Raw genomic sequence first — 10,385 nt, forward strand, 5'->3', positions numbered from 1 at the left:
GCATCGGCGCGGCGGTGGTGGCCTTCGTGTCGGGTCTGGCCTTCGACATCACCGGCATCATGGCCGGCCTCACCTTGGCCGGCCTGGGCCTGTTCATCTTGCCCAACCGCCGCCAAAAGGCCAAGCGTGAGTTGCACCTGCGCATGCAGGAGCTGCGCGACCGCCTGGACGGCAGCCTGCGCGAGGAGTTCGAGACCGAGATGGAACGCTCGATGGACCGGCTGAGCGTCGCCATCACCCCCTATACCCGCTTCGTGAGGAGCGAGCTGGAAAGGCTCGAGGGCCTGCAACAGGAGTTCTCGAGCGTGAGCGACAGCCTGCAGAGGCTCAGGGCGGAGATCGAGAGTCTGGCCTAGAGGCGCCACCGCCACGCCGAGCGCGGGGCACAAGGCCGGAGCCCGTGCAGTGATAGACTCCCTGGCGTGACCAAGGCCCACCCCCGCATCGCCTACCAGGGCGTCCCCGGCGCCTTTAGCGAGCAGGCCAGCCTGCAGTTCTCCCCTCAGGCCGAGGCCGTCGGCTTCAGCTCCTTTCGTCAGGCCTTCGCCGCGGCCTTGGACGGTGACTGCCGTTACGCCTGCCTGCCCGTCGAGAACTCCCTGGCGGGCTCTATAAACCAGACCTACGACCTGCTGACCGACTCGCCCCTGCACGTCGTCGGCGAGCAGGTCGTGCGGGTCCACCACAACCTGCTCGTCAAACCGGGCGTGGGCTTTGCGGACATCCGGCGCGTCTACAGCCACCCGCAGGCTCTGGAGCAGTGCAAGGCCTTCTTGCTCAAGCACGGCTTCGAGGCGGTCACCGACTTCGACACCGCGGGCGCCGCCAAGCTGCTCTCAGAAAACGGCGGTGGTGGCGAGGCTTCACGCAGTGAGGGCAAGGCGGCCATCGCCAGCAGGCGCGCCGCCGAGATCTACCGCTTGGACATCCTCGCCGAGAACATCGAGGACAAGGACTTCAACTACACCCGCTTTTTCATCCTCGGCGCGGAGGAGGCGCTGAGGGGCGAGGGCAGGCAGAAGACCAGCCTGGTGCTCGCCACCCGCCACCGGCCGGGCGACCTGGTCGCCTGCTTGGAGGAGTTTCCCAAGCACGGCATCAACATGACCAAGATCGAATCGCGCCCGCGGCTCGACAAGCCCTGGAGCTACCTCTTCTACATCGACATCGAAGGGCATATCGAAGACGACCAGGTCCGGTCGGCCTTCTCCGGGCTCATGCGCAAGGCCGCCATGGTCAAGTTTCTGGGCTCCTACCCCGCCGCGCCGTCCGTGCTCGAGGACTAGCGGAGCATGGTCTAGACTGGAGCCATGAGAGACGCCGACAGCGCGCCAGATCCTACAGACGACCAGGCCGACACCATCAGCCCCGACACCATCAGCCTAGGCGACGCCCTCAAGCTGGCGGGCCTGGCCGCGACCGGCGGCCAGGCCAAAAGGCTCATCCAGAGTGGGCAGGTCAAGGTGAACGGCGCGGTGGAGACGCGCCGCAAGCGCAAACTGAGCCCCGGCGACGTGATCGAGACGGGCGGCGAGAGCTTCGAGCTCGAGCTTTCAGACAAGCCCTGAAGACTTCTCGGGCCACAGGCTCGGCTCCGCCTGCTAACATGTCTGGACGCCGAGGCTTGGGTCGAGAAGGCTTGTTCGGCAGAACCAAGTTTCGTCAACCGCGCGGGCTCGAGGGGAACTCGTCAAGCTCTCCCTCGCGCTGAAGGACCGGCCGACCTTTCGCTCAATGTCGCCCGCTAGGCGGTGTCGCTGGCGCTCGAGGGGCCGCGGCCAAAAGGAGCTGACCCACATCTGGACGGGCGCGCTCCTCCACGACATCGGCAAGCCCTACGGCCTTGGTCGGTTCTCGAGAAAGGGTGTGATAGGATGAAATCACTTATCGCTTTGGTATTGGTTGTCGCTTTGGCGGCGTGTGGGGGTGTTGGCCGTACTCTCTCAGGAAACTGGTCCGGCACCGTAAACGTCAGTGGAGCAGGCCCCGGCACGGCAACCATGTCGATCTCTCAGTCAGGTGACGGCTTTGTCGGCACTTGGCAGATCGCCTTTGCAGAAGGAGAGAGCAGCGGGTCTCTAGAGGGAGTTGTGATCGGTGACTCAACTGTAACAATGCAACTCTACCCGTCAAGCCCTTCTGCTTGTCCTTACCAGGTCGCCGCGACCTGGTCGGCCAATACGCTATCGGGAAGCTATGAAACCTTCAACTGCTCAGGGCGCGTTTCTGGAAGGTTGGACCTACAAAAGCGCTAGTCTGTTTTCTGCAGCTCGCGGCTTGAGCGCCTGCGAGGCGGCACCACACTTCATCTTGGCTTCGTCGCTCGGACTATCGAAGAAGGACGGTTCGAGAAGACTCTGAGCTGACGAGTGAGGGAGGGGCTGGCTGGGGAGCTGGCTTCTCCTTTTTGCCGGGTAGTCTGCCGGGCGGTCCGGGGTCGTTGGAAACAGCCTGAGCTTGACCGCCTTTGTCCGCACGCTATTGCCGCGTTGGGCAAAACGTGCAAGGCTAGCGTGTGGCAAAAAGCAGCCGGGTCAAACCCAAAGTGAGCTTTTTGGACGCCTATCTGGAGGGCCGGCTCGGTTCCTTCTTCTCCCTTGCGCCAAGCGAGACCCAGGCGGCTCTGGCACGCCAGCGCGCTTCGCCCCGCCCCGAGCTGGCCTCGGCGCTGGGCCGCTACGCGCGCAAGCTCGGGGCGCCGGAGGAGGCGGTGGCGTCCATCGGTCGGCTCGAGCAGCCGGGGAGCCGGGCGGTGGTCACCGGCCAGCAGCCGGGACTCCTGCTCGGCCCCATCTATACCCTTTCCAAGGCCGTCACGGCCGTCCGCCTGGCGCAGCGGCTGTCCTCGGAGGATCGCCCCGTGGTGCCCGTCTTCTGGCTCGCCAGCCAGGACCACGACAGCGCCGAGATCGACCATGCTTACCTTCTCGATGTGGAGGAGCGCCTGTTGCGGCCGTCCTTGCCTTTTCCCGAGGGGCAACCCTCGGGGCGCGTGGCGTTCACGCCCGAGTGGCAGGATAGCCTCGAGGCGCAACTTCTTGAAGCTCGAACGCCTACCGTCTACCGTGACGAGGTGCTGGCTCTGCTGCGCGAAGCCGCGGCGCTGTCTGACACGGTCGCCGACGTATTCGGCGCGCTCCTCTACCGCCTCCTGGGGTCTCAAGGGCTTGTCGTTCTCAACCCGCTGGAGCCCGATGTGGCCCCGCTCTTCGGCAAGGTGCTGGCGAGGGAACTGGAGCAGCCGCTCGAGTCCTCGCGCCGCATCAACGCGGCGGGAGAGAGCTTGAGCGCCCTCGGCTACGCGCCGCAACTCGGCCGGGCGCCGGGCGCGACCAACCTGTTCCTCGAGCAGCGTAAGGACGGGCAGCCCCGCCGCGAGCTTCTCCACGCCGACGGGGATGGCTTCTACACCTCGAGCGGCCGCTACACCAGCCGCTATTCCAAAGGCGAACTGGCCGAGCTGCTCAGGGACGAGCCGGCCCGCATCACGCCCGCCGCCGGCCTACGCCCCATCACCCAGGACGCTGTTCTGCCCACGGCCCTGCTGGTGGTCGGGCCGGGCGAGCTGCGCTACTTTGCCCAGCTGAGAGAGGTCTACGCTCTGCACGAGGTCGCCATGCCGCTCGTCTGGCCGCGGGCGACGGCGACGCTGGTCGAGCCGCCCATCAGGCGCATCCTCGACAAGTACGGCCTGACGGTGGACGAGGTTCAGCGCCGTCCCGACGCCTCCTCTCAGAGGGTGCTGCTGGACCTTCACGGCCACGGCGAGGTCGTCACGCGCTGTCTCGCTGAGATGGACGAGGCTGTGGCGGGGCTGCTCGAGCACCTCGGCGCGGTCGACCCCACCTTGAAGCGCAGCATCAGGCGCACCGACGAACGTCTCCGCCTCGGCGTCGAGCGCTTAAGGAGCAAGGCCGCGGCGGCCATCGCCAAGCAGGACGAGATCACCTCGCGCCAGCTTGGGCGACTCGAGCGCCACCTGCTCCCGGGGGGCCAGCCCCAGGAGCGCGTCTTGAGTCCCTTCAGCCCCTTTCTGAAGTTTGGCGTCCGGCACGTGATGGCGCGCCTTCTCAGCCTGGAACCCGAGGGCGAGCAGGTGCTCGACCTCTAGAAGGAGCGGCCTCCCTTGCCTGTCTTTGTCTACGAGCTCGAGGAGGCGGCCGCGCGCGGCGCTGGAGGAGAGGCTAGCCGCCCCGCCTCGAGATCGAATAGTTGGGCGCGTCCTTGGTGACGGTCACGTCGTGCGGGTGCGACTCGATCAGGCTGGCGGCGGTGATCTTCACGAACTGGGCCCGCTCCTGCAGCGCCTGAATGTCCGGGGTGCCGCAGTAGCCCATCGCGCTGCGCAGGCCGCCCACGAGCTGGTATATAACGTCGCCGACCGGCCCTTTGTAGGCCACCATGCCCTCGATGCCCTCGGGAACGAGCTTCTTGCCGTCCTCCTGAAAGTAGCGGTCGGCGCTGCCGCCGGCCATCGCGCCAAGAGAGCCCATGCCGCGGTAGGCCTTGTAGCGGCGGCCGTCTCTTAAGATGTCCTCGCCGGGCGCCTCCGAGGTGCCCGCGAACATCGAGCCGACCATGATGCAGTCCGCCCCGGCGGCGATCGCCTTGGGCAGGTCGCCGGTGTGCTTGACGCCGCCGTCGGAGATGAGCGGGACGCCCGCCTCGCGTGCGACCGGGGCGACCTCCATCACGGCGGTGATCTGCGGCATGCCGACGCCGGTGACCACGCGGGTGGTGCAGATCGAGCCGGGCCCTACGCCCACCTTGACCGCGTCGGCGCCCCTGTCGATGAGGTCGCGCGCCGCCTCGGCGGTCGCCACGTTGCCCGCCACCACGTCCACGGCAAAGGTCCCCTTGAGATAGGCGAGCGCGTCTAAGATGCCCTGCGCGTGGCCGTGGGCGGAGTCGAGCACCAGCGCGTCCGCGCCGGCCTTGACGAGTGCCGCCGCCCGCTCCGCCAAATCCTGGCTGACGCCCACGGCCGCCGCCACCCGGAGGCGGCCCAACTCGTCCTTGGCGGCATGGGGGAACTCGAGCTTTTTCATGATGTCCTTGATGGTGATGAGACCGCGCAGGATAAAACCCTCGTCGACCACCAGCAGCTTTTCGACCTTGTGATTCTTCAAGATAGCGCGGGCCTCTTCGAGGGTCGTTCCCACCGGCACCGTCACCAGCTCGTCTTTGGTCATGAGATCGTCGACGCGCTTGGAGTAGTCGTCCTCGAAGCGCAGGTCGCGGTTGGTCAAGATGCCGACGAGCCGGCCGCTCGCCTCGACGATAGGCACGCCGCTGATGCGGTAGTCGCCCATGATCTTTTCGGCCTGGGCCAAGGTGGCGCCGCGGGTCAGAGTGATGGGATCAACGATCATGCCGGCTTCGGAGCGCTTCACCTTGAGAACCATCTCGGCCTGGGCCGCGATGCTCATCTTCTTGTGGACGACGCCGATGCCGCCCTGGCGCGCCATGGCGATCGCCATCTGCGTCTCGGTGACGGTATCCATCGCAGCCGAGACGACGGGGACGTGGAGTGAGACATTGCGAGAAAAACGCGCGCCCGTGTCCGCGTCACGCGGCAGGACCCGCGAGTGCGCGGGCACCAGGAGCACGTCGTCGAAGGTCAGCGCTTCGCCCCTGAATTTTTCTGGAAGCCGGACTTGGGTCTCGGCCACCGGTCGGGCGATCACATCGGTCGCCATAGCATCACCTCAGCATCACCTCTCTTGCGCCGGAGCGCGTCTCGGCGATTATAACCCAAGTTTATAAGCCCGGTGCACCGTTCGGAGCGTTTTGTCCAGCGGTGGCTTCGTCGGGCCGGTCTTCGTTTCAGCTTTGAAGACCTCGTCTGGAGCGGGGCTAGGACGGGCAAGGTCTGCTTGGCTATGCCGTAGCCGCGATACAGTCAGGCCAGGAAAGGCCGGCGCACTTTGACAGTTCGGGTTCCACGGGTTCCAGGGCGGGCTCCAGGCAGCGCCCCTTGCTTGGGTAAACCTTGGGACGTTCCTCGAGTCATTCTCGAGCCCTCCGCTTTGCGCTAGGCTTAAGACCATGCCGCTTCCTACCCTGTTCTTGGCCAAGAACCTCGAGCCCGCTCTCCTCTCGGGCCATCCCTGGCTCTACCGCAACCACTTGCCAGGTCATGACCTGAAGTCGGGCGACTGGGTCAGGATGCAGGCGGGCAGGGCCAGCGCCGTCGGCCTCTACGATTCGGAGGGCGCCATTGCCGTGCGCCTCTTCAGCCGCGTTCACGTGCCCGACCGGGCCCTGATCGAAGCGCGGGTGAGCGAAGCCCTGGACCTCCGCGAGCGCCTTTTCGCGGGGCAAGACACCACGGCTTACCGGCTCCTCTACGGCGAGGGCGATTACCTGCCCGGAATCACCGTGGACTGCTACGCGCGTTACGCCGTCTTGCAAAGCTACGCTCGCAGCCTGAGCATTCTGGTCCCGGAGGTGGTCAGGGCGATCTCGAATCAGCTCAAGCTGCGCGGCCTCAAGCTGAGCGGTATCGTCACTCGCAAGGAGGCGGGTCTGGAGGTGCTCTGGGGCCAGCGCCCGCCGCCCGAGCTCACGGTGACGGAAAACGGCCTGAAGCTCATCGCCAACCTCTACGAGGGCCAGAAGACCGGCCTCTTTTTGGACCACCGCGACAACCGCCTGACGCTCGGCCGCTTCTGCGAGGGCAAGACCGTCTTGAATCTCTTTTCCTACAGCGGCGCCTTTTCGCTCTACGCGGCCAAGGGGGGCGCCGCGCGCGTCACCAGCGTGGACATCGCGCCCGCCGCGACCGCGGACGCCAAGCGCAACTTCGCGCTCAACGGCTTCGACCCGGAGGCGCACGCCTTTGTCTCAGCCGACGTATTCACGCTGCTCGAGGGTTACGCGCGTGAGGGCAAGGGTTTTGACATCGTGGTGCTCGACCCGCCCTCGCTGGCACGGAACAAGGCGAGCCGCCACGCCGCCGCGCGCGCCTACCGCAAGCTCAACAGCCTGGCCTTGCGCTGCGTCACCCCCGGCGGCCTGCTGGCGACGGCCAGCTGCACCTCACAGGTGTCCCCCGCGGACTTCACGAAGCTTCTCGGCGAGGCGGCGGCCGAGGCGGGGCGGCGCTTTCAGCTCCTCCACGAGGCGGGTCACGCCCCCGACCATCCGGTGCCCGCGACCTTTCCCGAAGGACGCTACCTCAAGTTCGCGATCGGCCGGGTGCTCGACTAGACGCGCGCCTCGAGCCAGCTTGCCATGTCCTCTAAGACCCCTTCCTTGCCGTAGTCGTTGAAGAGCTCATGGTAGTGGCCGTCGTAGACCGTAAACGTCTTGTCGCCCCCACCCGCCTTGTCGTACAGCAACCGGCTTCCGGCCAGTGCGGCTATCTTGTCCTCACTACCGCACATGACGAGCAGGGGCAAGCTTAGCTCGGCCAGCCTCGCCTCGAGCGAGCTGCCTGCGCCGCTCAGCTCCGCCGCTACCCTCGCCCGCACCCTCTTGTTGTAGACGAGCGTGTCCGCCCGGTAGGCGCGCACGACCTCGGGGTCTCGTGAGATGTCCTTGCTGTTCAAGCGGATGACGGGCAGTCTGGGCGCCATCCGGCTCAAGAAGCGGGCAACGGCTTCCGTTGCCGGCGACACCGGCACGGCGTTGCGCAGGTAGGGACTGCTCAGGACCAGAGCGCGAAGGTCATGCCTTCTCAACGCGCAGTGGAGGGCAACGGCGCCTCCGGTGCTGTGGCCCAGCAGCACGAGCCCGTGAGGGGCAGCGTCCGCCACGCTGTCGATCACGCCGAGCGCGTCTTGCACCAGGAGGTCGAAGCGCTCGAGGTAGGCCCGCGCCCCCTCGCTCTTGCCGTGACCGCGGTAGTCGAAGCTGTGAACCGCGAAACCGCGACCGGCAAGGTAGCCGGCGACGTGCGCGTAGCGACCTGAGTGCTCGGCGTAGCCGTGCAAAATGAGCACCGTAGCCAGCACCGTAGCCTTGGGAGCTTCGGGCGTCCAGGCTTCCGTAAAGAGCGACAGCCCGTCCGCCGTTCTGAGCGAGCCCGTCTCGTGGCGCACCTGAGCCCTAAGGCCTAGGCCGGCCAGACGTGATCTCGGTGAGTGTAAAGGTCGCGTCCTCCATCACCGGGTTGCTCAAGACCTTGCCTGCCATGTCACGAAGCTGCCTCTCGACCTCGCCGCGCTCGCCCGTCAGGGTGAGGACGACGACCTTGCCGACGCGCAGGTCGGCTATATTGTCGTGCCCCAAGCGCTTCAGCGTGTTTTCCACGGCTCTGCCCTGCGGGTCGAGGATGGACCTTTTGAGCACAACGCGGACTTCGGCCCGGTAGTGTTTCACTCTGGACTCAGGCATGTTGGACTCAGGCATGTTGGACTCAGGCATAGGCCTCTCCCAGAACGCGGCGCATGACCTCCCGGTACGCTTCCTCCACCCCACCGAGGTCGCGGCGAAAGCGGTCCTTGTCCATCTTTTCGCCGCTCGCGCGGTCCCAAAGGCGGCAGGTGTCGGGGCTGATCTCGTCCGCCAGCACGAGCCGGCCCCCCCGCGTGCGGCCGAACTCGAGCTTGAAGTCCACCAGGGTCAGGTTCCGCCTGGCGAAGAACGACCACAGGACCTCGTTGACCCGGCACGACAGGCGGCGCAGTTCGGCCAGCTCGCTAGCGGTCGCCCAGCCAAGAGCGACGGCGGTGTCACTCGCCATAGGCGGGTCGCCCAGGGCATCGGACTTGTAGCACCACTCGATCACGGCAGGGTCTAGCGGCAGACCCTCGTCTACCCCGTAACGCTTGACAAAGGAGCCCGCGCTCAGGTTGCGGACGATCACCTCGATCGGGATGACGGTCACGGCCCTGACGAGCTGCTCGCGCTCGCTCAGCTTCTCGAGAAAATGGGTGGGTACGCCGCTCGCCTCGATTACCGTAAAGAGCCTGGCGCTCACGGCGTTGTTGACGACGCTCTTGCCTCGGATGCTGCCGCGCTTTTGAGCATTAAAGGCGGTAGCGTCGTCCTTGTACTCGATCCAGTAGACGCCCTCGTCGCTGGTCGCGAAAACCCGCTTGGCCTTGCCCTCATAGCGCTGCTCGAGCTTTACCGCCTTCGCCTCTTCCACCCCGACCTCGTCTCCCTCACCGCCCTTGCTTACAGGCTTTGGTGTGTAGCGCATTTACAGAGCGGCCTTGCCAGCCCCTACCAGAGCAAGTATAGCGCTTCCAACCCCTGCGGTCGTGGCGCCCGCTCGATCCGGTCAGTGTCGAGGCAGTGTTGAGACATCAGTTCCTGAGCAGCGCCGCCACGTGGCCCGCCTTGGTGAGGCCGCGGATCGGATCGACGAACTCCGTCTCGCCTCCGCTCATGGCGAGGAGTTCGACGAGATCGTTGATGAGGTCCACCTTGAAGACGGAGTCGGAATCGCAGATTGGGCAGGCCTCCACCGCTTCGGCGCTCAGGTTCTCGCAGTCGCGACAGCGCAACCCGGCGATCTTGGCGTCCCTCGTCACCAGCATTCTTTCCACTCTTCCTACGGCGGCGGCCTCGAGCACGTACTTGGGTCCGGTCACGGCGCGGCCGTCTTGCATGTACTCCGCCCTGATCTCCTCCCAGAGCGTCCGGTCCCAGGCGCGTTCCTCCCTGAACATAACGCCAGCATACGTGGCGCCGCAGTGCGCCGATTGTGCCCACCGTTTCAGGTTTGCTTTGCCAGCCGCTGCAGGATCTCGAGGGAAAAGCAGAGGGGCTCCAGCAATTCGAAATGAAGCCAGAAAGCATGTCAGGGAGGCATTCAAAGCCAAAGCATTTGAAGAGGCGGGGAGGCAAGTTCGGGCCTCTACACAAACCTCTTTGGAGTCATCAGCGCCTCGTCTAGCACGAACTTAATAGGCTAAATTTTGCGGCTGTTCCGTCACAACGTGATCGTGCCTTCTTCGAACGACCTCATCTTTAGGAAAGCCCGTGGTGGGCAGCGTGTCTGAAGGATGGAAAGGGGAGGGGCGGCTAGGGTTCTCATGAAACGTTCATTTCGAATTGCTGACCATCGACCAAGGGGCTTGACATAGCAAAGGCTCGCCGTGTATAGTTGGAACTCGCGCTCGAGAAAGGCCTCCGGGCCGAGGCGAGTGCGAGAACCATGAAAACTAGCTATAGATGAAAGAGTCGAAAGTCGAGTTCTTTGACGTTTAGTCTAACCGCTGGTTTGATTGAAACAAAGAGGACTTGACATAACAAGGCTTGATCGTGTATAGTTAGTGTTCGCGCATGAGGGCAAACACCCACAAGCGCAGGAACCATGAAAATCCAGTTATAGACAGAAACCTGTTGATTCCACAACAAGAAGTGAAGGTTTAATAGGAGCCACAAGTCCTATTGATGAGTCTTAGGGCTCTAATTTGGAGAGTTTGATC

11 protein-coding genes are annotated in these 10,385 nt (G+C 64.9%); 6 read left to right on the forward strand and 5 right to left on the reverse strand.

Annotated elements, in window-relative coordinates; translation table 11 throughout:
• The 5 genes from M3498_09680 to bshC form a co-directional block, all read left to right on the forward strand.
• Positions 1 to 356: Dynamin family protein (locus M3498_09680; GenBank protein ID MDQ3459551.1), on the forward strand; the 356-nt coding region annotated here is incomplete at its 5' end.
• Positions 357 to 422: 66 nt separating this feature from the next.
• On the forward strand, positions 423 to 1,286 hold the full coding sequence (gene pheA / locus M3498_09685) for a prephenate dehydratase (protein MDQ3459552.1): 864 nt from the start codon (positions 423 to 425) through the stop codon (positions 1,284 to 1,286).
• Positions 1,287 to 1,310: 24 nt separating this feature from the next.
• Positions 1,311 to 1,568 carry an RNA-binding S4 domain-containing protein gene (locus tag M3498_09690; protein ID MDQ3459553.1) on the forward strand — a complete coding sequence of 86 codons (258 nt, stop codon included), beginning with the start codon at positions 1,311 to 1,313 and terminating at the stop codon, positions 1,566 to 1,568.
• A gap of 306 nt (positions 1,569 to 1,874) precedes the next feature.
• The gene (locus tag M3498_09695) at positions 1,875 to 2,255 is read left to right on the forward strand and encodes a hypothetical protein (protein MDQ3459554.1); all 381 of its coding nucleotides are present in this window, start codon (positions 1,875 to 1,877) and stop codon (positions 2,253 to 2,255) included.
• A gap of 260 nt (positions 2,256 to 2,515) precedes the next feature.
• Positions 2,516 to 4,111 (forward strand): bacillithiol biosynthesis cysteine-adding enzyme BshC, encoded by a 1,596-nt coding sequence (gene bshC, locus M3498_09700; protein ID MDQ3459555.1) that lies wholly within the window; start codon positions 2,516 to 2,518, stop codon positions 4,109 to 4,111.
• 73 nt (positions 4,112 to 4,184) lie between these two features.
• Here the strand turns inward: bshC and guaB are convergent, their stop codons facing one another.
• Positions 4,185 to 5,699, reverse strand: a complete 1,515-nt coding sequence (gene guaB, locus M3498_09705) for an IMP dehydrogenase (GenBank protein MDQ3459556.1) — start codon at positions 5,697 to 5,699, stop codon at positions 4,185 to 4,187.
• Between the two features lie 349 nt (positions 5,700 to 6,048).
• On the opposite strand from guaB, the gene M3498_09710 reads away from it, so the two are divergent.
• Positions 6,049 to 7,212 carry a class I SAM-dependent rRNA methyltransferase gene (locus tag M3498_09710; protein ID MDQ3459557.1) on the forward strand — a complete coding sequence of 388 codons (1,164 nt, stop codon included), beginning with the start codon at positions 6,049 to 6,051 and terminating at the stop codon, positions 7,210 to 7,212.
• On the opposite strand, the gene M3498_09715 is transcribed toward M3498_09710, so the two are convergent.
• The 4 genes from M3498_09715 to M3498_09730 all read right to left on the reverse strand — a co-directional run bounded on the left by M3498_09715 (position 7,209) and on the right by M3498_09730 (position 9,623).
• The gene (locus M3498_09715) at positions 7,209 to 8,045 is read right to left on the reverse strand and encodes a lysophospholipase (protein MDQ3459558.1); all 837 of its coding nucleotides are present in this window, start codon (positions 8,043 to 8,045) and stop codon (positions 7,209 to 7,211) included. The two genes, M3498_09710 and M3498_09715, sit on opposite strands and share 4 nt — an antisense overlap.
• Positions 8,046 to 8,052: 7 nt before the next feature.
• Complete coding sequence (gene purS, locus M3498_09720; GenBank protein MDQ3459559.1) at positions 8,053 to 8,370, reverse strand: phosphoribosylformylglycinamidine synthase subunit PurS; 318 nt, start codon at positions 8,368 to 8,370, stop codon at positions 8,053 to 8,055.
• A complete protein-coding gene (locus M3498_09725; GenBank protein MDQ3459560.1) occupies positions 8,363 to 9,151 on the reverse strand; it encodes a phosphoribosylaminoimidazolesuccinocarboxamide synthase in 789 nt (262 codons plus the stop codon). Before M3498_09725 ends, purS begins: the two co-directional genes overlap by 8 nt.
• 106 nt (positions 9,152 to 9,257) lie before the next feature.
• The gene (locus tag M3498_09730; GenBank protein ID MDQ3459561.1) at positions 9,258 to 9,623 is read right to left on the reverse strand and encodes a hypothetical protein; all 366 of its coding nucleotides are present in this window, start codon (positions 9,621 to 9,623) and stop codon (positions 9,258 to 9,260) included.
• Positions 9,624 to 10,385: the final 762 nt, after the last annotated feature.

This window comes from Deinococcota bacterium (genome assembly GCA_030858465.1).
Taxonomy (GTDB): Bacteria; Deinococcota; Deinococci; order Deinococcales; family Trueperaceae; genus JALZLY01.